This window comes from Pelagerythrobacter marensis (genome assembly GCF_036700095.1).
In the GTDB taxonomy this organism is placed as follows: domain Bacteria; phylum Pseudomonadota; class Alphaproteobacteria; order Sphingomonadales; family Sphingomonadaceae; genus Pelagerythrobacter; species Pelagerythrobacter marensis_A.
In genome coordinates this window covers 496,409-517,894 of sequence record NZ_CP144918.1, presented here as the reverse complement: position 1 = coordinate 517,894, position 21,486 = coordinate 496,409, and the positions used below count along the sequence as shown (strand labels likewise).

19 protein-coding genes are annotated in these 21,486 nt (G+C 68.5%); 9 read left to right on the top strand and 10 right to left on the bottom strand.

The window, feature by feature from the left end; all coding sequences use genetic code 11:
* The first annotated feature begins 14 nt into the window (after nucleotides 1-14).
* The gene (locus V5F89_RS02405; protein WP_338446670.1) at nucleotides 15-1,352 is read left to right on the top strand and encodes an ammonium transporter; all 1,338 of its coding nucleotides are present in this window, start codon (nucleotides 15-17) and stop codon (nucleotides 1,350-1,352) included.
* 199 nt (nucleotides 1,353-1,551) lie between these two features.
* Here the strand turns inward: V5F89_RS02405 and V5F89_RS02400 are convergent, their stop codons facing one another.
* Complete coding sequence (locus V5F89_RS02400) at nucleotides 1,552-3,138, bottom strand: GMC family oxidoreductase (RefSeq protein WP_338446669.1); 1,587 nt, start codon at nucleotides 3,136-3,138, stop codon at nucleotides 1,552-1,554.
* 168 nt (nucleotides 3,139-3,306) lie between these two features.
* Between V5F89_RS02400 and V5F89_RS02395 the strand changes: the two genes are divergently transcribed.
* Nucleotides 3,307-4,740, top strand: coding sequence for an amidohydrolase (locus V5F89_RS02395; protein ID WP_338446668.1), 1,434 nt, complete (start codon nucleotides 3,307-3,309; stop codon nucleotides 4,738-4,740).
* 25 nt (nucleotides 4,741-4,765) lie between these two features.
* On the opposite strand, the gene V5F89_RS02390 is transcribed toward V5F89_RS02395, so the two are convergent.
* Complete coding sequence (locus V5F89_RS02390; RefSeq protein WP_338446667.1) at nucleotides 4,766-5,206, bottom strand: TIGR01244 family sulfur transferase; 441 nt, start codon at nucleotides 5,204-5,206, stop codon at nucleotides 4,766-4,768.
* Nucleotides 5,203-6,009: a TerC family protein gene (locus V5F89_RS02385; RefSeq protein ID WP_338446666.1), complete on the bottom strand. Its 807-nt coding sequence runs from the start codon at nucleotides 6,007-6,009 to the stop codon at nucleotides 5,203-5,205. Before V5F89_RS02385 ends, V5F89_RS02390 begins: the two co-directional genes overlap by 4 nt.
* A 250-nt stretch (nucleotides 6,010-6,259) precedes the next feature.
* Here V5F89_RS02385 and V5F89_RS02380 point away from each other — a divergent pair, with 250 nt between their 5' ends.
* From V5F89_RS02380 to V5F89_RS02350, 7 genes are all read left to right on the top strand, one after another.
* A complete protein-coding gene (locus V5F89_RS02380) occupies nucleotides 6,260-7,006 on the top strand; it encodes a cold-shock protein (RefSeq protein WP_338446665.1) in 747 nt (248 codons plus the stop codon).
* Between the two features lie 130 nt (nucleotides 7,007-7,136).
* The gene (locus V5F89_RS02375) at nucleotides 7,137-8,327 is read left to right on the top strand and encodes an aspartate aminotransferase family protein (RefSeq protein WP_338446664.1); all 1,191 of its coding nucleotides are present in this window, start codon (nucleotides 7,137-7,139) and stop codon (nucleotides 8,325-8,327) included.
* Entirely contained in the window at nucleotides 8,327-9,256 is a 930-nt protein-coding gene (argF, locus tag V5F89_RS02370) for an ornithine carbamoyltransferase (protein ID WP_338447490.1), read from the top strand. Before V5F89_RS02375 ends, argF begins: the two co-directional genes overlap by 1 nt.
* A gap of 46 nt (nucleotides 9,257-9,302) precedes the next feature.
* The gene (locus V5F89_RS02365) at nucleotides 9,303-10,196 is read left to right on the top strand and encodes an Hsp33 family molecular chaperone HslO (protein ID WP_338446663.1); all 894 of its coding nucleotides are present in this window, start codon (nucleotides 9,303-9,305) and stop codon (nucleotides 10,194-10,196) included.
* A gap of 100 nt (nucleotides 10,197-10,296) precedes the next feature.
* Nucleotides 10,297-10,680 carry a hypothetical protein gene (locus V5F89_RS02360; RefSeq protein WP_338446662.1) on the top strand — a complete coding sequence of 128 codons (384 nt, stop codon included), beginning with the start codon at nucleotides 10,297-10,299 and terminating at the stop codon, nucleotides 10,678-10,680.
* 64 nt (nucleotides 10,681-10,744) lie between these two features.
* Nucleotides 10,745-11,449, top strand: a complete 705-nt coding sequence (queC, locus tag V5F89_RS02355) for a 7-cyano-7-deazaguanine synthase QueC (protein ID WP_338446661.1) — start codon at nucleotides 10,745-10,747, stop codon at nucleotides 11,447-11,449.
* On the top strand, nucleotides 11,430-13,046 hold the full coding sequence (locus V5F89_RS02350; RefSeq protein WP_338446660.1) for an MFS transporter: 1,617 nt from the start codon (nucleotides 11,430-11,432) through the stop codon (nucleotides 13,044-13,046). The genes queC and V5F89_RS02350 overlap by 20 nt, the downstream gene beginning before the upstream one ends.
* A gap of 87 nt (nucleotides 13,047-13,133) precedes the next feature.
* Here the strand turns inward: V5F89_RS02350 and V5F89_RS02345 are convergent, their stop codons facing one another.
* From V5F89_RS02345 to V5F89_RS02315, 7 genes are all read right to left on the bottom strand, one after another.
* Nucleotides 13,134-13,664, bottom strand: coding sequence for a superoxide dismutase family protein (locus V5F89_RS02345; RefSeq protein ID WP_338446659.1), 531 nt, complete (start codon nucleotides 13,662-13,664; stop codon nucleotides 13,134-13,136).
* A 92-nt stretch (nucleotides 13,665-13,756) separates the two neighbouring features.
* A complete protein-coding gene (locus V5F89_RS02340) occupies nucleotides 13,757-14,845 on the bottom strand; it encodes an OmpA family protein (RefSeq protein ID WP_338446658.1) in 1,089 nt (362 codons plus the stop codon).
* Between the two features lie 193 nt (nucleotides 14,846-15,038).
* The gene (locus tag V5F89_RS02335) at nucleotides 15,039-15,500 is read right to left on the bottom strand and encodes a DUF2793 domain-containing protein (protein WP_338446657.1); all 462 of its coding nucleotides are present in this window, start codon (nucleotides 15,498-15,500) and stop codon (nucleotides 15,039-15,041) included.
* 28 nt (nucleotides 15,501-15,528) lie between these two features.
* On the bottom strand, nucleotides 15,529-17,712 hold the full coding sequence (locus tag V5F89_RS02330) for a phage tail baseplate protein (protein ID WP_338446656.1): 2,184 nt from the start codon (nucleotides 17,710-17,712) through the stop codon (nucleotides 15,529-15,531).
* Nucleotides 17,713-17,717: 5 nt separating this feature from the next.
* On the bottom strand, nucleotides 17,718-18,134 hold the full coding sequence (locus tag V5F89_RS02325) for an NlpC/P60 family protein (RefSeq protein ID WP_338446655.1): 417 nt from the start codon (nucleotides 18,132-18,134) through the stop codon (nucleotides 17,718-17,720).
* Entirely contained in the window at nucleotides 18,131-18,946 is an 816-nt protein-coding gene (locus tag V5F89_RS02320) for a DUF2163 domain-containing protein (RefSeq protein ID WP_338446654.1), read from the bottom strand. The genes V5F89_RS02325 and V5F89_RS02320 overlap by 4 nt, the downstream gene beginning before the upstream one ends.
* Nucleotides 18,943-21,267, bottom strand: a complete 2,325-nt coding sequence (locus V5F89_RS02315) for a DUF2460 domain-containing protein (protein ID WP_338446653.1) — start codon at nucleotides 21,265-21,267, stop codon at nucleotides 18,943-18,945. Before V5F89_RS02315 ends, V5F89_RS02320 begins: the two co-directional genes overlap by 4 nt.
* Between the last annotated feature and the right edge of the window lie 219 nt (nucleotides 21,268-21,486).

The following is a 21,486-nucleotide window of genomic DNA, read 5'->3' as shown; positions in this document are numbered from 1 at the left end:
TGAGGGACCAGACAATGATCCGCAAAACGCTTTGCCGTGCGGGTGCGGTCGGCGCCGCGCTGTTCGCCGCCGCGCCGGCTTTCGCGCAGGAGGCGGCCGAAGCCGCCGCCGCCGTGCCCAACCCGGGCAACAATGCCTGGATGATGACCGCGACGGTCCTCGTCCTGATGATGATCCTGCCCGGTCTGGCGCTGTTCTACGGCGGCCTGACGCGCCAGAAGAACATGCTTTCGACGATGACCCAGGTGGGCGCCACCGCTGCGCTGGCGATGCTGATCTGGGTCATGTGGGGCTATTCGCTCGCGTTCGGCGATACGACTTACGAGGGGACGCTGGGCCTGTTCATCAGCGGGGGCAGCTATTTCCTCGCCGGAACCGATGCCGCCAGCACGGCCGCGACGTTCACCGACGAAGTGATCAGCAAGTACGTCTTCATCAGTTTCCAGATGACGTTCGCCGCGATCACCGCGGCGCTGATCCTCGGCGCCACGGCGGAACGGATGAAGTTCTCCGCGCTGATGGCGTTCGTGCCGATCTGGCTGACGATCGTCTATTTCCCGATCGCCCACATGGTCTGGGCCGGCGGCGGGCTCCTGTTCGAAGACGGCGCGCTCGATTTCGCCGGGGGCACCGTGGTCCACATCAATGCCGGCATCTCGGGCCTCGTGCTCGCTTACCTGCTCGGCAAGCGTCGCGGCTATCCGGCAGAGCCCATGCCGCCGCATTCGATGACGCTGACGATGGTCGGCACCGGCCTGCTGTGGGTCGGCTGGTTCGGGTTCAACGCCGGTTCCGCGCTCGAAGCCGACGGCTTCGCCGGGCTGGCGATGATCAACACTTTCGTCGCCACCGCCGCCGCAGCGCTGACCTGGATGGTGGTCGAGCGGCTTGCGGGCCACAAGGGTTCGGCGCTCGGCTTCTGTTCGGGCGTGATCGCCGGTCTTGTCGCGGTGACCCCGGCTGCCGGCAATTCCGGCCCGTTCGGCGCGATCCTGCTCGGCATCGTCTCCTCGGTCGTCTGCTATCTCGCCGTGGCCAAGGCGAAGGCGAAGTTCGGATACGACGATTCGCTCGATGCCTTCGGCATTCACGGCGTGGGCGGCATCGTCGGCGCGATCGGTACGGCGATTGTCTATCAGCCCTTCCTGGGCGGCCCGGGCGACGGCTCGACCGCGCTGGGCGCGCAACTCGGCATCCAGACCTTCAGCGTCGTCGTCACGATCGCCTGGGCGGCGCTGGGCACGCTGATCGCCGGCCTGATCGTCAAGGCGTTGATCGGCCTCAGGGTCTCCGAAGAAGCCGAAGTCGACGGGCTCGACATCTCCGAACACGGAGAGCGCGCCTACAACTGACGTTCACGAAATTGGCGGGCCGGCGGGGTTTTCTCCTCTCCACCTTCCGGCCCGCCAAGCGATGTTCCTCCTGCGAACACCGCCTTTATGGGCCGGAGCCAGCCGCTCCGGCCCGTTTTTTGTGCCTGGCCTTGGCTATCCTCGCCCCTTCGGTCTGCGGTCGACCGGTCGGCTCCTCGAGCCGGGCGCCCGCAGCGGCCTATCGCAGCGCGCGCTTCACGAAATCGGCGCAGCGTTCGCCGATCATGATGCTGGGGGCATTGGTATTGCCGCTGACGATGCGCGGCATGATCGAAGCGTCCGCCACCCACAGACCGTCGATTCCGTTCGCTTTCAGCGCGGGATCGACCACGGCATCGCCGTCGCTTCCCATGCGGCAGGTGCCGACCGGGTGATAGACGGTATCCGCGCGGTTGCGGATCAGCGCGTCGAGCGCCTCGTCGTCGGCAAGGTCGATCGGATAGCGGTCTTTCGGCCGGTAATCGCGCATCGGCGGGGCATCGACGATCCGGTGCGACAGTCGCACGCCTGCGCGCAGGGTCGCCAGGTCGCTCTCGCGGTCGAGGAAGTTGGGATCGATCAAGGGCGCGTCGGCCGCGTCTGCCGAAGCCAGGCGCACCGTGCCGCGGCTTTCGGGCCGCAGGACGCAGGCGTGGAGCGAGAAGCCGTGGCCTTTCACTTTGGTCCGCCCGTGATCCTCCAGCATGGCGGGCACGAAGTGCCACTGCACGTCGGGCGCGGGCGCATCGGGCATGACCCGCCAGAAGCCGCCGGCTTCGGCATAGGGGGTCGTCATCGCGCCGGTGCGCCGCCTGCGGTGTTCGGCGATCGCCTTCAACATGCGCCAGGTCCCGGCCAGGCTGTCACCGATGAAGTCGCGGCTTTCCGTCTCCCAGCTCGATACGTAATCGATGTGATCCTGCAGGTCGCTGCCGACCGCGGGCCGGTCCACCACGGGTTCGATGCCGTGTTCGCGCAAATGGGCCGCGGGGCCGATCCCCGACAGCATCAGGATCTGCGGACTGTTGAACGCCCCGGCCGAAAGAACCACGCCCCCGCGTGCCCGCACCGTCTCGCGGCGCGACCCGCGGCGGATGGCGACGCCGGTGACCCGGCCTCCCTCGATCGTCAGCCGTTCGACCAGCGTGCCGGTCAGGATCGCCAGGTTGTCGCGCTCGCGCAGCGGCTCGACATAGGCGCGCGCGGCCGACCAGCGCTCGCCCCCCTTCTGGGTGACCTGGTAAAGGCCGAAGCCTTCCTGGCGGGCGCCGTTGAAATCGTCGTTGCGCGGCAATTGCAGCGCTGCCGCGCTTTCGACGAAGGCGAGGCTGCCCGGGTTGGCCCATTTTTGGTCGGATACGTGCAGCGGCCCCGCGTCGCCGTGGAAATCGTCCGCCCCGCGCACGTTGGCCTCGGCGCGTTTGAAATAGGGCAGGACATCGTCGTAGCTCCATCCGGTGCAGCCGAGCGCGGCCCAGTTGTCGTAGTCCCACCGATGGCCCCGGATATAGATCATCGCGTTGATCGCGCTCGATCCGCCAAGGCCCCGGCCGCGGGGCTGGTATCCGGTGCGCCCGTTCAGCCCCTTCTGCGGCACGGTGTCGTAACGGTAGTTCGCCGCCTTGGGCAGGAAGGGCATCATTCCCGGCGTCTTGACCAGGAAATTGTCGTTGGCCCCTCCGGCTTCGAGCAGGCAGACCCTGCGGCGGCCGTCTTCCGCCAGCCGGCCGGCGACCGCGCTTCCCGCGCTGCCGCCCCCGATGACGATCACGTCGAATTCCATCATGCCCTCTCCTCGCCCGGGAGACAGGGTTAGGCAGCCTCGCCCCCGACTGCAATCGGGTTTTCGTTCGAGACCTTTTCCCCTTCGCCGCCTGCGCGCGAACCTGTCGAGCGCGGGCGTTGCCAGGCGGCGGCATCGAACCTAGAGCTTGCGGGCCACGAGGAGAGATCGATGAACAAAGCCGCCTTCCTGACAGCGCTTGCCGGAACTCTGGTTTTCGCCAGCGCGCCGCCGGCTCTGGCCGAAACGTTCGATGCTGCCGCCGCGGTCGACGCGCAGTACGAGCGCACCGCGCGTGTTGCGCGCCAGCTGTGGGAATGGTCGGAAGTCGGCTATCAGGAAACCCGCTCGAGCGAACTGCTGCAGGCCGAACTCGCGGCCAACGGCTTTGCCGTGACCAGTGGCGTCGCCGATATCCCGACCGCTTTCGTCGCCGAATATGGCAGCGGCGGCCCGGTGATCGCGATTCTCGGCGAATTCGATGCCCTGCCCGGGATCAGCCAGTCCGACGCGCCCAGGCGCGAAACGGTTGCCGGGCGCCATGCCGGGCACGCCTGCGGTCACAACCTGTTCGGCGCAGGGTCGCTGACGGCGGCGATCGCGATCAGGCAATGGCTCGAAACCACCGGCACGCCGGGGCGCATCCGGTTCTACGGCACGCCTGCGGAAGAGGGCGGTTCGGGCAAAGTCTACATGACCCGCGCGGGCCTGTTCGACGATGCGGACTTCGCGATCCACTGGCATGCGGACGACGAGAACAGCGCCGCGGCCAAGACCAGCCTCGCCAATCGTTCCGCCAAGTTCCGCTTCCACGGCCGCTCCGCGCACGCTGCCGGTGCGCCCGAGCAGGGGCGTTCCGCGCTCGACGGGGTCGAGGCGATGAACATGATGGTCAACATGATGCGCGAACACACGACGATGGACGCGCGCATTCATTACGTCATCACCGAAGGGGGCACTGCACCCAATGTGATCCCCGATTTCGCCGAAGTGTTCTACTACGTGCGCCATTCGGACCCCGCGGAAGTCGAGGCGATGTGGAAGCGGCTGGAAGCGGCGGCCGAAGGCGCGGCGATGGGCACGGGCACGCGGGTGGAATGGGAAGTCATCCACGGCAACAATCCGCTCCTCGTCAACCAGGCTCTGGCGCGGATGATGGATGCCAAGCTGCGGCAGGTCGGCGGGGTCGAATATACGGCGCAGGAGCGCGCCTGGGCCGAAGAGCTGGCGAGCAGCCTGGGAGAGGCGGCGCGGCCGCTGGACGTGGCGGAGCAGATCCAGCCTTACGAAACCTCGCTCGGCTACGGCTCCACCGATGTCGGCGATGTCTCGTGGGCGACGCCCACCGTCGGCGTGCGGACTGCGACCTGGGTGCCGGGAACCGCGGCGCATTCGTGGCAGTCGGCGGCGGCGAGCGGCACCACGATCGGCTACAAGGGCGCGCAAGTCGCGGCCAAGGCCATGACGCTGGCTGCCATCGAACTGTTCACCAACCCGGACCTGCGGCAGCAGGCCCGGGCCGAGTTCGAGGCCGCACGCGGGGAGAATTACGAATACCGCTCGCTGCTGGGCGATCGCGATCCGCCGCTCGATTTCCGCAAATAAGGCTTTCCGAAAGTAAGGCCGGCGATCAGGACCGGGCGCGGGCGGCGAGCATGTCGACCGCCGGGCGGACGGGCGCAATATCGTACCCGGCCGCGGCGGCCGCGGCGGCGATCTCTTCCGGGTCCCCGCCCGCGCGGGCCTGGGCAAGCGACCACAGCAGGGTCGAGCGCGTCCCCGACCGGCAATAGGCCAGCACAGCGCCTTCCGCGGAGTCGAGCGCCTCGGCCATCGCGTCCACCTGGGCCTCGCCGAAGCCCGATCCGCCCACCGGGATCGCGCGATAGTCCAGCCCGGCTTCGCGCGCGGCGGCCTCTATCTCCGCACCGCTCGGCTGGTCGTCCGCTTCGCCGTCGGGGCGGTTGTTGACGACCAGCGTGATTCCCGCGGCCTTTGCCGCGGCGATATCGCCGGGCGCGATCTGCGGGCTGGCGAAGACGGTGTCGCTCAGGCGGCGAAAAGCGCTCATCCGGCGTCTCCTTTCGCCGGGCCCATACGGCGGCGGCGCTGGATGATGTTGAGAATCTCGACCCCGACGGAGAAGCCCATCGCCGCGTAGATATAGCCCTTCGGCACATGGAAGCCGAAGCCGTCGGCGATCAGCACCAGGCCGATCATCACGAGGAAGGCGAGCGCCAGCATTACCAGGGTCGGGTTCTTCTCGATAAAGCGGGCCAGGGGGTCGGCGGCGACCATCATGATCCCGACCGTAATCACCACGGCTGTGACCATGATCGGAATCTCGTCGGTCATCCCGACGGCGGTGAGAATCGAATCGACCGAAAACACGATGTCGATCGCCACGATCTGTGCGATCACCGTGCCGAAAGTCGCCTTGGCCGCATCGGCAATGCCGGGGGTCTTGTCGAGCAGGTCGCCCGAATGATCTTCGGGCTCCATCGAATGATGGATTTCCTTGGTCGCCTTCCACAGCAGGAACAGCCCGCCCACGAGCAGGATGAGATCGCGGCCTGAGAATGCGGTTTCGAAGCTGGGTTCGCCATAGGCGTTGGGTGCGCCCTCCAGCCCGAGATCGAACAGCGGCGTTTGCAGCGTGACGATCCAGCCGATCAGCATCAGCAGCGCGATGCGCATGACCAGCGCGAGCGTGAGGCCGATCCTGCGGGCGAGCTGCTGCTGATGCTCGGGCAGCTTGTTCGAAAGAATCGCGATGAAGATCAGGTTGTCGACCCCGAGGACGACCTCGAGCGCGATCAGTGTCAGAAGCGCCGCCCAGGCGGCCGGATCGGAAAGAAGCGCGACGATGTCCATGCGCGGCTGATGCCTCAAGCCGGGATGTCGCGCAAGCGGGCAACGCAATGCGAAAATGTCACATTTTTGCTTCATCAGGCCACGAGCCGTTAAATCGTTCGCGCAGAGCGGGTTTCTGCGCTATGATCGGCATCTGACAGGTGGGGAAACCGGCGATTTCTTCGCGGTTGGGACACCACGTGACCTTGCGGGACCCGTCCGCCCGCATGGCATGGAATGCTGGGGGCGGTGCGAAGGTACGTTGTTGGTTATGGGTTATGATAGAGGCCGCCGGGGTCGCGGACGCGACAAGCGCGATGGTTTCGGTGAAGACGGTTTCGATCCTTTCGGTGGACCTCCCGGAGATTTCGGCCAGGGCAATTTCGGCGGCGGCGACAGGTTCGGGGGAGGCGATCGTTTCGGTGGTGGCGGCGGTGGCGACCGTTTCGGCGGCGGTGACCGCGGCGGTCCGCGGACCGGCGGCGGCGGGTTCAACCGCATGCCCGCGCAAGTCGTCGGCACCGGCAAGGGCACGGTGAAATTCTTCAACGCGCAAAAAGGTTTCGGTTTCATCCAGCAGGAAACCGGCGGCGAGGACGTGTTCGTTCATATCAGCGCGGTCGAGCGCGCCGGCCTCGAGGGGCTTGGCGAGGGGCAGGAGCTGGAATTCAACCTCGTCGATCGCGGCGGGAAGATTTCCGCGCAGGATCTGCAGATCGTGGGCGATGTCGTCCCCATACAGTCGCGCGGCCCCGCAGCGGGCGGCGATCGCCCCGCGGCACCGCAGCGCGAACTGACCGGCGAGAAGGCCACTGGCACGGTGAAGTTCTTCAATTCGATGAAGGGCTTCGGCTTTCTCGTGCGTGACGATGGCCAGCCCGATGCTTTCGTGCACATCAGCGCGGTCGAACGTTCGGGCCTGTCCGCGATCAACGAAGGCGAGCGCTACGAGTTCGACCTCGAGGTCGATCGACGAGGCAAGTACTCGGCGGTCAACCTGGTGCCCGTACAGGGCTGACCCGCCCGCTTCACGCCCGGCGTTTGACCGGGCGAATGCAAAAATCTAAACGGTGCGAATGGCGGCTCCGAGGGGCCGCCATTTCTCGTTTCCGAATTGCCCGATCGTCCCATTGCGAAGGAACCTGCCGATGTCGATCACGCCGCTCATGCCTGTCTATCCACGCTGCGGAGTGCGCCCGGTGCGCGGCGACCATTGCCATCTGATCGACGAGGACGGCACGCGCTATCTCGATTTCGCGAGCGGGATCGCGGTCAACCTGCTCGGGCACAGCCACAAGGGGCTGATCGGCGCGATCCAGCGCCAGGCGGCGACGCTGATGCACGTCTCCAACCTCTATGGCAGCCCGCAGGGCGAAGCCCTCGCGCAGCGGCTGGTCGACCGGACTTTCGCCGATACCGTGTTCTTCACCAATTCGGGGGCCGAAGCGGTCGAATGCGCGATCAAGACCGCGCGCGCCTATCACCAGGCGGCGGGCGCCGAGGAGCGCCACGAGCTGATCACCTTCACCAGTGCCTTCCACGGGCGGACCATGGCGACCATCAGCGCCTCCAACCAGGAGAAGATGCACAAGGGCTTCGCCCCCCTGCTCGGCGGTTTCCGCTATGTCGAGTTCGACGATCTCGATGCCGCCAGGGCGGCGATCGGCCCCGCCACGGCCGGTTTCCTGGTCGAGCCGATCCAGGGCGAGGGCGGCATCCGGCCGGCCTCGCAGGACTTCATGACCGGCCTGCGCGCGCTGGCGGACGAGCACGACCTGATGCTGGTGCTCGACGAAGTCCAGTCGGGCGTCGCGCGGACGGGCAAGTTCTATGCTCACGAGCACTACGGCATCGAGCCCGACATCCTCGCCACGGCCAAGGGCATCGGCGGCGGCTTCCCGCTCGGCGCCTGCCTCGCGACCGAGAAGGCGGCGCGCGGCATGACGTTCGGCACGCACGGTTCGACTTACGGCGGCAATCCGCTGGCAATGGCCGCGGGCATGGCCGTGATGGACGCGGTCGCCAACGACGAATTCCTCGCCGAAGTGACCGAGAAGGGCGAACGCATTCGCGCGCGACTCGAACAGTTCATCGGCAACTATCCCGAGCTGTTCGAACTGGTTCGCGGGGCCGGGCTGATGCTGGGCATCAAGATGAAGGTCGAAAGCCGGCCGTTCTTCGCCCATTTGCGCGACAAGCACCAGCTGCTGACCGTCGCCGCCGGCGACAACACGCTGCGGATTCTGCCGCCGCTGGTCATCGGCGATGCGGAGATCGACGAGTTCTTCGAGAAGCTGTCGGCCGGCGCTGCCGACTATCGGATCCCCGAGGCGGGATGATGCCGGTGCGTCATTTCCTCGACCTTTCGGATGCGGGCGCCGATGCCCTCGCGGCGATGATCGACGATGCGCAGCGGCGCAAGGCTGCGCGCGCCGACTGGCCCAAAGGGCGGCCCGATGCCGATGCGCCGCTCGCCGGCCATGTGCTTGGCATGGTGTTCGAGAAGAACTCTACCCGAACGCGCGTCAGTTTCGATATCGCCATGCGCCAGCTCGGCGGCTCGGCCCTGGTGCTCGATTCGGCGTCGAGCCAGCTGGGGCGCGGCGAATCGATTGCCGATACCGCGCGCGTGCTCAGCCGGATGTGCGACGTAATCATGCTGCGCACCGGCGACCATGCGAAGGCGGAGGGGATGGCACATCATGCGACGGTGCCGGTCATCAACGGGCTGACCGACCGTTCGCATCCGTGCCAGATCGTGGCCGACCTTCTGACCGTGATCGAGCAGGGCAAGCCCTTGCCGGGACTGGAACTGGCCTGGTTCGGCGACGGCAACAACGTGCTGCATTCGGTGCTCGAAGCTGCCGGGCTGTTCAAGTTCAACGTCCGCGTGGCAACGCCGGCGGGATACGAACCCGAAGCGGAGTTCGTGGAACGCGCGCGCGCGGGCGGGGCGCAGGTTTCGCTCACTTCGGATACCGCAGCGGCGGCCGATGGCGCCGATGTGGTCGTGACCGACACCTGGGTGTCGATGGGCCAGGATCACGCACACAACAAGCTGGCGGCGATGGCGCCTTACCAGGTCAACGAACGCCTGATGGCGCATGCCAAGCCGGATGCCCGCTTTCTCCATTGCCTGCCGGCCCACGTCGGCGAAGAGGTGGACGAAGCGGTGTTCGAAGGCCCGCAGTCGGTCGTGTTCGACGAGGCGGAGAACCGGATCCACGCGCAGAAATCGATCCTTCTGTGGTGCCTCGGCAGGCTCTGATTCGCGCGCGCCTTATTTTCCGCGGCAAGACCCCCATATCGCGGCCATGACGCAACAGGTCGAAACATTCGCCGACAGGCTGCTCGGTTTCACCATTCCCGGCCGTGACGCGCGCGGCAGGGCGGTGCGTCTCGACCGGACGGTGGACGCGATTCTCGCGGCGCACGATTATCCTCCGGCGATCACGCACCTTCTGGCCGAAGCGCTGGTGCTCGCCGCTCTGATCGGCGGATTGCTGAAGGACGAAAGCGGCCAGCTGACGATGCAGGCGCAGACCGAAGGCGGCGTCGTGCGCCTGCTGGTCTGCGATTATCGCGACGGGGCCTTGCGCGGCTATGTCGATTTCGATCGGGAACGACTGGCGGAGCTGGGCGCCAATCCCTCGCTCTCGGCGCTGTTCGGCAAAGGCTACCTCGCGATCACGTTCGACATGACCGAAGGCCGCGGGCGCTATCAGGGCGTGGTCCCGCTCGAAGGCGAATCGCTGGCCGAAGCGTGCGAAAGCTACTTCGCGCAGTCGGAGCAGGTGCCCACGCTAATCCGCGTCGCGGCGCGTGCAGACCACGGCGGGTGCGTGTCCGGCGGGATACTGGTCCAGCACCTTGCCGATGGTGAGGAAGGGCGCGAACGCCTTCACGCGCGCATGGACCATCCCGAATGGGAACATGTGGCGGTTCTGGCGGGCAGCACCCGCCACGAGGAACTCGTCGATCCCGGCCTGTCGCTCGAAGCGCTGATCTGGCGCCTGTTTCACGAGGAATCCGAAGTTCGCATCCGGACCGGACCCGATATCGTTCGCGGATGCCGCTGCTCGGCCGAGCATTACGAACAGGTCATCGGCCGTTTTCCCGAACAGGATCGCGCCGATATGCGCGATGCGGACGGGAAAATCCTGGTCGATTGCGCGTTCTGTTCGAAAGTGTTCGAAATCGAGGCATGAAACGGCCTGTCGCGTCTGTGCAACGTCTTGCCGAGGCACAGGTTCTATGGATAGTCTGTTGCCCGGATTGATCGGAGGTCGAAAGATGGCGTTCAGGCGCATGGCAATCGCCGCGGTGCTGGCAGCGGGCAGCGCGCTGTTCCCCGCGACGGCGCAGACCCCGGGCCTCGCGATGCTCGACCGGCTCGAGCCCGGTGCGTGGGATCTGCGCCCGCGCGATGGGGGCGAACGGCGGCGTATCTGCGTCGCGAACGGGCGCGACCTCATCCAGCTGCGCCATCCGGGCAGCGACTGCTCGCACTATGTGGTCGAAGACGGCGCCAGCGAGGTTACCGTGCAGTACACCTGCCGCGGCAGCAATTACGGCCGCACCAGCATTCGCCGCGAAAATGCCGCCCTGGTCCAGATCGAAAGCCAGGGAATCGCGCAGGGCCGGCCGTTCCAGTTCACGGCCGAAGCGCGCCGGGTCGGCACCTGCCGCTGACCGCGCCGCCGTGCGCGTCACGGTTGTGATTGCCTGGACCCGCTTTTCGCCCTAGCTCCGGGACATGGGATCGGAACCTGGCAAGCCGAATGATCCGGCCGTCGTACTGCTTTCGGGCGGCCTCGATTCGATGGTCGCGGCGGCGATCGCGCGCGAGCAGGGCTTTCGCCTCAATGCGCTGACGATCGACTATGGACAGCGCCACAGGGTGGAACTGGATGCGGCGCGGCGAATTGCCGCTGCTCTGGAGTGCGAACGTCACGTCGTGCTGCCGCTGGATCTGACGGTTTTCGGCGGTTCCGCGCTGACCGACGATATCGACGTTCCGACCGGCGGGGTGGGCGCGGGCATTCCCGTCACTTACGTGCCGGCGCGCAATATCGTGTTCCTTTCGCTGACGCTGGCCTGGGCCGAGACGGTCGGCGCCAGCGACATCTTCATCGGCGTCAATGCGCTCGACTATTCCGGCTATCCCGATTGCCGCCCGGAATTCATTGCGGCGTTCGAGCGGATGGCGCGCATAGGCACCAAGGCGGGGGCGGAGGGCGCCGAACTGACGATCCGCGCCCCGCTGCAGTTCATGAGCAAGGCGCAGATCGCCGCCGAGGCGGCGCGGTTGGGGCTGGACACCGGGATGAGCTGGTCCTGCTACGCCCCGACGGCGGCCGGGCTGGCCTGCGGGCTTTGCGACAGCTGCCGTTTGCGGCAGAAGGGATTTGCAGAGGCTGGGATAGAGGACGGGATAACGTATGAACGAAACAGAGGCTGAGGCACCGCCGGCGCAGTCGGGCGCCGTTCCCGACAACGACAAGGTGCCCGCCTACAGCTGGTATGCACTCGGCGTGCTGGTTGTCGTTTACGTTCTCAATTTCATCGACCGGCAAATCCTTTCGATCCTTGCGAACGACATCAAGGTCGATCTCGGGGTGGAGGACGATTACCTCGGCTTCCTCTACGGCACGGCTTTCGCGGTTTTCTACGCATTGTTCGGCATCCCGCTCGGGCGCCTGGCAGACAGCTGGAAACGCGTCCGGCTGATGAGCCTGGGGCTTGCCTTATGGTCCGCGATGACCGCGCTTTCGGGCTTTGCACGCGATGCCGCCACGCTGACCGTGGCGCGTATCGGGGTCGGGGTCGGCGAAGCGACCGCCAGCCCGGCGGCCTACTCGCTGATTTCGGACTGGTTTCCCGCCCGCCTGCGCGCGACCGCGCTCGCGATCTATTCCTCCGGCCTCTATCTCGGCGGCGGCGTCTCGCTGCTGATCGGTGGCCTGGTGGTGGAAAACTGGAACGCCGCCTACCCCGACGGCGGCCCGTTCGGCCTGGCCGGGTGGCAGGCGGCCTTTCTCGCGGTCGGCATCCCCGGCATTCTTCTGGCCTTGTGGGTCCTGACCCTGCGCGAGCCGGTGCGGGGCGCGATCGACGGGCTGCCCACGCCCGAAGATCCCCGTCCCTTCAAAGGTTTCGTAAACGAGCTGCTCCAGGTGATCCCGCCGTTCACCGTGATCGGCGCGGCGATCCGGGGGCTGCCGGCGCTGGCGCTGAACCTGGCCGGCGTCGCGTTCTTCGCGATCGTCGCGATGGCGCTATCGCGTGCGGTTCCGGCGACCTCGTCGCTGATCGGGGGCATTTCCGACCAGTGGCTGTTTCTCGGCGTGGGCTATTACGCGGTGTTCAGCTGGGCGATCTCGCTCAAGTCGCGCGATCTGCCGACATTCCGCCTGACCTGGGGATCGCCGGCCTTTCTCACGGTCGTGCTCGGTTACGGCACCGTGGCCTTCATCTCGTATTCGGCGGCCTACTGGGGCGCCCCTTATGCCGAGCGGGCGCTGGGCGCCGACAAGAGCGACCTCGGCTGGTTCCTCGGCGCACCGTCGGCCGTTGCGGGCTTCCTCGGGGTCATCCTCGGCGGCCGGATGGCCGATTACCTGCTCGAACGCTACGCGACCGGCCGCCTGTGGGTCGTCATGTTCGGATTGCTGGCGTCGGTTCCGCCGCTCATTATCGCCTACAATACCCCCAGCCTGCCGCTCTTCTACGTGGCGAGTTTCTTCGCCCAGATGACTTCGGCATCGGCGCTGGGCGCGGCGGCGGCGAGCAGTCAGGCGCTGGTTCTGCCGCGTATGCGCGGGCTGGCGACGGCGACGTTCTTCCTCTCGACCACGCTGGTGGGCCTGGGGATCGGGCCGTTCATGGCCGGATACGTCTCGGCCATCAACGGCGACGATCTCTCGCTGGGAATCATGTCGACGCTGATCGCGGTGCCGATCGGCTTCGTGCTGCTGGTGGCAGCGATCAAGCTGGTCCCCGCGGCCGCCGCTTCGGTGGTCGAACGGGCCCGCGCCGCGGGCGAGCCCCTGCCGTAATGCGCGCGCGATCGGGCCCCGGCCGTTCGGCGGCGGGCACCCGGTCGCTCGTCGCCGGACGATAGCGGGGCAGTCGCGCGCGGGCGCTCAGACCCGTTCGAGCACGCCGCAGGCGATGCGGGCGCCGGCATTGCCCGACGGATCGGTGCGATAGTCGTCGGCATCTGCATGGATCACCACGGCGGTGCCGTCCGCGTCGAACAGCCATTCCAGCGCCCGGGCGCGGCCGTGGCCGAGATCGAACGTCGCGCTTGCCGTGCGGGTGGGCCCGACCTGCAGATTGGGAAGATCGCCGAAATGGCTGCCGTCGGGATTCTTCGCTCCGTGCGCGTTGTCGGTCGGATTGAGATGGCCGCCGGCCGAGGCGAAGTCGGGCGCGCGGCATTCTCCGGTGGTGTGCAAGTGGAAGCCATGCGCGCCTTCGGCGATACCGGTGACCGATACGTCGAGCGACAAGTGCTCGCCATCGGCCACGAGTTCGACCGTGCCGGCCGGGACGCCGCTGGCGAGCGAGAGCCTCGCGACGCCGAGCCTGTCTGTCGATGGGGCCGGTGTCGAGGTGCATCCGGCGAGCGAAACCGATGCCACCAGGGCGGCGAGAAGGGAGATGCGTGTCATGAAGGCTCCTGTTGCGATGGGTTTCATGACCCCTAACGAAAAAGGGGCCGGATTGCTCCGGCCCCTTTCCGAGTTCTTCGCTTTCGCGAGACTTACATGCCCGAACCCGGACCGTAGGTGATTTCCACCCGGCGGTTCTGAGGTTCGCGAACGCCGTCCGCGGTCGGAACGCGCGGCTGCGATTCGCCGAAGGCTTCGCTCGAGATCCGCGCGGCCGGAATGCCGCGACCGGTCAGGTAGCTCTGAACCGAAGCGTTGCGACGCTCGGCCAGACCCATGTTGTAGCGAGCCGAGCCGGCACGGTCGGTGTGACCGGCAAGCATGACTGCCGCAGTGCCGCAGTTGGTGTAGGCCGAAACCGCGTTGTCCAGAATGGTGGCAGCTTCGGGCGTGATGTCCGACTTATCGAAGTCGAAGAACACGATGTACGGGCCCTTGTTGCACGCCGGAGCCGGGGGCGGCGGAGGCGGCGGCGGGGGCGGCGGCGGCGGCGGCGGGGGAGGCGGCGGGGGCGGAGCCACCGCGGCGACCGGAGCGCCACCGAAGTTGAACGTCAGCGTGCCGAGGATCGAGTGCGAACGGAAACGGGTTTCCATTTCTTCGCCGGCCGCGTTGATCAGGCTGACGTCGGGCGCGTTGAAGAAGCGATAGCGCAGGCCGACATCGACGCTGTCGGTCAGCGGCGCGCGCACACCGGCGAGAGCCTGCCATGCGAAGCCCGTGTCCGAATCGTCGATAAGATCGGGGCCGCCGATCATCGCGTCGATGCTGGTGCGTGCAACACCGGCACCGCCGCCGACGAAGCCCTGCAGGCCGTCGTCATCGCCGAAGTCGAGCAGGCCGTTCAGCATGAACGCAAGGGCGCTCGCGCTGCCGCCGGCTTCGAACTGGTCGCCTTCCATGGTCAGCGAATCGATTGCCGCACGACGATAGCTGCCGTCCGCTTCGAGGCGGAAAGCACCGAAGTCGTAGCCGACAACGCCGCCGAAATCATAACCGGTCTTGGTGTCGGCCTTCGCGGTATCGACAACCTCGCCGTCGGTGTCGACAATGTCGAAGTCGAGATCTTCGACGATCATCGGGCCACCCTGGCCTTCGATGTACCATTGGCCGTCACGGGCGAGGGCAGGCGACGCAAGGGCCGTAGAGGCCATCGCCATTCCTATGACGAGTTTCCGCATTATATAATTCCCCTTTTTAGCGAAATTGGAGCCACCGAGTGGCCGGTTTTCTAACTTTTCCCCAAGAGGGAGGCAAGCGGCCAATAGCCCAAAACTGTTGCATTAATGCCTCGCTTTAGGTTGCTGTGACCGAAATCTTGATCGAAAACGACCCTCCTGTTCCCCCCGAACGCGCGATTGCCGATCGGGTTCCTCAAGTGCTTGCCGGAAGGATTCCTGCGGCCTCAAGTGTTTCGATGAGGTTACCGATCGCCGCTCGCGCCTCCGCGTCGACCGTTTCGCCGCCTGCCGGGGGCGCCGGCGAATGGGCGTATTGCCATCCGCCGGCATAGTGCGCGAAGGCGCGTTGCGCCTTGTCGTAGATGCGCATCCCCTCGCGCGGGGAAAGAAACAGCCATGTCCCCGCCTGGTGCGCGGCAATATCGCCGGCATGTCCGGCCCATTCGCCGGCCGGCGAATCGGAGACGATCCAGCACTCCCCTTCGCCGGGGCTGGCGGGCGGTTCGTCCGCTGCCCCTTCGATCGCGCAGTGGAGCAGCGAATCGATCCGCGCGAGCGATTCGTTGACCACGAATTCCTTCTGCGCCTGCGCCGGGAACAGGTGTGGCAGCGCGAATCGGGCGGTGGCGGCGGCAAAATCGGTCGGTTCGGGCATTGTCTTGGCTCCAGTCGATAAGAACGAATCAGTCGAGGTGGCACAGATGCAGCGGGTCGGAAGCGGCGAAGCTGCCGATCTGCCGCACCCATACCGGGGCGGCCGGGGCGCTGGCGGAAAGCGCGGCGCGCCGGTCGGCGTCGATGGTCAGGCGGGGCGTGGCGGTTTCCCAACTGGCCAGCGGGCTTTCCAGCGGGCCGACGCCGACGCGGTAACGTTCCGCCTCCTCGACCAGCGGGGCCTCGACTTCGGGCAGCCAACGCCACGCCCCGCGCGCGCGGCGAATCCAGCCGAGCGCGAGGGCGCCCGACGGGAGCGAGCGGGCGCGCGGGTGAACCGGCGTCAGCGGCTTGCGCGCCCGGCCGAAATTCTCGACCGTGGCCATGACCGGATCGTCGTCGGCCCGGCCGATCGCGGCGACGACCGGCGGTTCGGCGTGGCGCGATCGATCGATCGCGAGGGGCACCAGCGCGGCATCGAGCAAAGTCGCCGGCGTGCCCGCCGGGTGACCGGCCGCCGCCGCCGCCTCGGTTCCGCCGCGTCCGCGCAAGAGGCCTTCCAGCCGCCAGCGATTGCCGGTCTCGCGAGCGGCGCCGGCGAACTGCACGATCTCTCCGCCGACCAGCAGGCGGTTGGCGCCCGCGGCCAGGGCTTCGGCAGTGGCCGAATCGAGCGCCATGTCCTCGGCGGCGAGATCGATCGTCAGCACCGCGCCGCGTTCGAGGAGCCGCGCCGGCGACGGGGGCAGGGGCGCGGCGAGTGCGCCGGTGACGCTGCGGGTGCGCCCGGCGGGGCCGAGGTCTTCGAGGACTCCCGCGCGTTCGAGATAGAGCGCCGCCCCGCGCCAGTTCGCATTCTGCGCGCTGGCGGCGGCATAGATCGGCGGAGCGGACGAATCGCCCGCGCCGTCCCACGGCAAATCGAACGCGCGCAGCAGAGTCGGCGGCGCCGCGCCGTCCGGGGGCAGGGCGGGCGTCCCCGCTTCTCCGGGTAGCGGGGCGAGGCGAGCCGTCGGATGCCGCCGCAGGACCAGCGCGACGCCGTGCTCATCCCATTCCCAGCTTTCGACCTGCCACAGCCCGGCGACGTTCGGTGCGCGCACCAGCGCGCCCGGGCCGATGGCCGGGTTCACTTCGGCCACCCGCAGCGAAAGCCGTTCGCGCGATCCGTGGGCGCGGCGGCCGGCGGCATCGACCAGGGCGCGGGCATCGTCGGGCGCGAGCGTGCCGGGAAATTCGAGCGTGCGCCCCGCGCCGCCGCCAAGCTCGCTGCGCTGCAGGCCCGGCTGGAAATCGCGTTCGCTGTCGTAATAGCGCACCGCGTCGGGCCCGCCGGGGCTGCCGGCGTCGCGCTCGCGCTCGGGCCCGGCCTGCTGCCCGGAACCGTCGGCGCTCGCGACCACGACGGGTTCGGGCAGCGCCACGGCGGATTGCACGGGCGGGGCGGCGCTAGCAATCGTCAGCCGCGCGCCGGCGCAGTCGCTTGCCAGCGGGAAGAGGTCGCCGATCGTCTCCAGGCTGCTGCGCAGGCTCCCCCCTTCGTAGGAAAAGCCGCCGAGCCCGGGCAGCGCGACCCCGCCCACGGCGCCGGGCACCAGCGGTTCGACGAGGTCGGCGAGCGTGAAGCCGTCGCTGTCGGCGATAACCTCGAAGGTCAGGGCGGGGATGCGATTGCCGAAATCCGCAAGATCGAGATCCTCGAACACGACATAGGCGCAGCCGCGAAAGGCCGGGCACGCGCTGCCCTGGGCAGCGGCGATCAGCGGATCGGGCGTCTGGTCGCCATGCCCGCGATAGAGCCGCATCGTGCCCCCGGTCTTGAGATCGCCCGCCGCGCCGCGCAGCAGGTTTCCGTCGGCCCAGATCCGGCCCAGGCCCGCGATCGGGCGGCTGGCAAGCGCGACCGCGAACGAGCTGGAATAGCTGTAGGTGGTCGTCTTCGGCCTGCCTTTCCCGCCGCCGCCGCTCTCGCGGTTTTCGACAAGGTCGGTGCCCCAGATCACGCTGCCGGCCACGCGCACGCGCCCGAAATGGCGCGGCAGGGGCTGGCCATAGCTGGAGGTGGTGACCGCCAGGTCTTTCAGCCGCGCGCCTTCGCGCCGGCCGCCGCCGATCGCCGCGCTGTCGATCCCGCGCCCCACCAGCGCGCCGAGCGCGCCGCCGACGGGGCCGCCGACCAGCGCGCCGATCGTGCCGAGTACCAGAGTAGCCATTGCAATCAGTCCTTTCCGCCGGGCCGCCAGTGGCGGAGCACCGGCCAGGGCAGCGGCCCGGGCATTGCCACGATCCGGCGCAGGCCGGCGTGGGCGTGGATAAAGGTGTCGGGGTCTGCGCAGACGAGCAGGTGCAGCTGCGCGGGGCCGGGCCGCGCCATCACGATGTCCCCGCGCCGCACCGGCGTGCTCACCGGCCGCAGGGCGCAGCGGCGCGCGATCGCGTCGGGGGCCGCCGGATCGCGGTTGCGCAGGCCATAGCCGGCGGGCGGATCGACCGGCAGATCGGCCGCCGCGAGCGCGGCGGCGACGAGGCCGACGCAGTCGAGCCCGGATCGCGGATCGCGCCCGTGGAGGCGATAGGGCGCGCCCACCAGCGCCTGGGCCGCGCGGGCCACGGCTGCTGCCGAATCGCAGGTCATTGGCCGACCGGGTAGCGCGCGAGCAGGTCGAGGCCGGGGACGTAAGGCTCGCCCCGGAAATTGGCGGCGTTGCCGAACCGCCCGGCGCAAGTCGCGAGCCGCCGGTCGCAGCCTTCGCGCAGCTCCGCCCGCGTGCCCGGCGCCGGCGCCGGATCGAGCGGCCGGTCGAGCACCAGCCCGTCGGCCGAGGCGGCGAGCACGCGCATGGCGATCCCGCAATGCGGCCCGTCGATCCAGCGGACCCGTCCGCCGGCCATCAGGTCCCAGCCGGGCGCCGCGAAGACGGCGGCGTTGGCGTCGAGATCGACCGCCTCCAGCACCGTCTCGTGCGTGAAGCGGGCCGCGGGAAGATCGCAGCCGGGGCCGCAGAAATCCGCCCGGCAGGTGGGGCCGGTGCGCGGGACAAAGTCCTCGTCCAGCGCCGCCTTGGCGGAGCGCAGCTCCGCCGAAAACTGTCCCGCGCTTTCGCCGACGCGTCCGATCGTGCCGCTGTACAATATCGCCCGCTCGCGGCTTTCCCAGTCGACCGCGCCGATTTCGACCCGGGCGCCGTCGAACCGGCCCGCCGCAAGGTCGGCGGCGGCGATCCCGTCGTGCGTCAGCGCGCCGCGCACTTCGGCGCTGTCGTCGGCGAATGCGGCCGTCCTGCGCAGCGCATGGGGCATCATGCCCGGCGCCGCGCGATGGAGCAGCCCGTCGAATCGCAAGTCGCGGTCGTGGGTAACGAAACCGAGCGTGACCCCGTCGCGGCGGAAGATTCGCCAGAAGGTCGCGACCGTGTCCAGCTCGCGCGCAAGGAACGCCCGGCTCATGTCGCCTCGCGGATTTCGATCAGCGGCACCGAGGGCGCCTCGCCGGCGGCGAAGTTCGCGCCGGTCACGTCGAGCCGGTCCTGCGCGAAGCGCACCGGCACGTCGAACAGGAACCCGGCGCGGATCTCCGCCCCCGCGGGCGGCGCCTCGACGAACCGGATGCGCCCGCCGGGGGCCAGCGTCCAGGCGAAAGTCTCCGCCCCGCCGACCGAGACGCGCACGGTGCCCTCGCGCGGGCGGGTGATCGGGCGCAACTGCGGCTCGGCCCCGTCGCCATAGGCCTTGACCAGCGCGAAGCTGTCGCGCGCACCGTCGCCGGTGCCGAGCGGCTGGTCGAGCGGGCCGGGCGGGCCGGTCATGCCGTTCGAGCTGAAGTCGAACGGATCGCACAGGCGAAACCCGCGCGCCGCCCCGCGCCGCGCGCGGAAGAAGGCGATCAGCGTGCCCAGCTCCTCTTCGGACCGGATCCCCGGCCCGACATCGAACCGCAGCCGCGCGTCGGACCAGAGCGTGTTGCGCCGCTCGTGCCCCGAGGCGGTGACCGCGATCGCGGTCGAGAATTCGGGGCTGACCGCCGCGTCGCGCCCCGGCGCGAGCGGATATTGCACGTCGTCGAAAGCCTGCACGTCGTCCTCCTTCGGCGGCGCGAGCCGCGTGTATCCGTCGCGCGCCACCTGCGGCAGCGCCCAGACATATCGCTGGCCGACCCCGCGCGCCGCGGCCCGGTCGAGCGCGGCGTCGATCCGCGCCCAGAACGCTTCGGCATCGGCGGGGTCGAGCACGAAGCCCGACAGGTAGTCCTGCCGCTCGACCGGATAGCCGAGCCGCGCGTCGACTTCGGCGATCGCCGCCCGGCAGCGCGCGTCGAAGCCCGCGGTTAGCCAGTCGTAGTCTTCGAGCTGGAGCCGGTCGAAGGCCGGCCAGGCCCAGCCTGTCGGCAGGTTCGCGCGTTTCAATTCGGGCATGGCGGGATCGAGGATCGTCGGGGTGAAGGCGAGCAGCAGAATCTCCGCCGCGCCCCCCGCCGCATCCCGCACCGCCTGCCCCAGCGCCGCGGTCGATTGCGCCAGCAGCGCGCCTGCCTCGTCGAGCAGCGCGGTCTGCGCGCTGTCGAGCGGCGCGCGCATGTCGGCGATGACCGGCGGCGATCCGCCGAAGGCCGCCGATGCGGCAGCGTCGTAAAGGCAGGGCGCGCCGCTGTGGGGCACGACCCACCACCACGGCTCGCCCACCTGGAACAGCACCGGCAGCCCGGCCGCCTGCTGCATCGCGGTGAACTGCACCGCCGCCGATTGCAGCCAGGCCATCGCCTTGCCATTGGCCGGCGAAAGCAGCGCGGAGGGCGGGTCCCACCCGGTGCGCGCCGCGCTGCCGTCGTGCGCGCGTTGCTGCCACTCGGCGGGGCAATGGTCGGCCAGCAGCTCGTAGGAAAGCGAGTTGATAACCGCATAGCCCGCCGCCTGCGCCGCAGCGTAGAAGCATTCGTGCCAGCGGCGCGCGGGCGTGCAGATCGCCGCCGGCCGCGCGACCGGCATCGCTCCGCCTTCCGCCCGCAACCGGGGGAAGTGGCTCATCCCCAGATAGTGCAGGACCCGGTCGCGATAGCCGAGCCCGCGGATATTGCGCAGCAGCCGGGTCGGTTCCTGGTTGTAGGCATCGTCGTAGGCGGTCGCGATCCGCTCCCCGTGCGGGGGCAGCATGACATCGCCGATCGCCAGCGTCGCGTGGTCGCCGTGGCAGGCGATTTCGCTCAGCTCGGCATGGCCTTCCGCCCGTGCCGGCAGCGTCGCGTCGCTGCCCGGGACATAGCCTTCGGGCACCAGCGAGACGAACATGCGGTCGATATCGGCCGGGTGGACCGGCTCGCCGGGCAGCGACCACCCGCTTTCGAGCGCGGAGAAGGGCAGTTCGACATGCGCGTCGGTGGGGCTGCCGCGGGCGTAGTTCCACAGCCGGACATACCAGCTGCGCGCCTCGCCTGCCGCGTCGCGCCCCTCGATCGTCAGGGTCGGCCCATTGGCCCGGTCGAGCGCGACGATCCCGCTCGACCGCCAGCGGAAGCGCAGGACGGTATGCGAATAGTCGCGCCGGGTTTCATAGGCGAGCAGCGGATGGTCGAGCCGGTCCTCGCTCGCCCAGATCAGCCCGGCGAGCTGGCCCCGGTAGAGAAACTCGCAATCGACCCGCAGCGCATCGGGCGCGGTGGCGACGATGCAGGCCATCATCGGGCGGGGGAAATCGACCGTCCAGAACCGCGGATCGAACCGCTGGATCCAGTCGCGGTCCTGCCCGCGCCATTCGCGGGCAAGCCAGTAGGGCATTGTTTTGTATCCTTTTTTGTTTGGCCTCAAGCGCCGGCGGGGCCATCCGGCCCCTTGGCTATCCTTCGCGCAGAGCGCTCCGGGCGCGCGGTCGCGCTTGCGGCCCGCCGCGCGGCCCGCTGCGCGGACCGGGGCGCGGACCGGAACCGGCTTGTCCGAACCCTCAAACGCTGGGGACGGTCCAACGCTTTCCAATCCTCCCCATCGCCTTGCGATGGG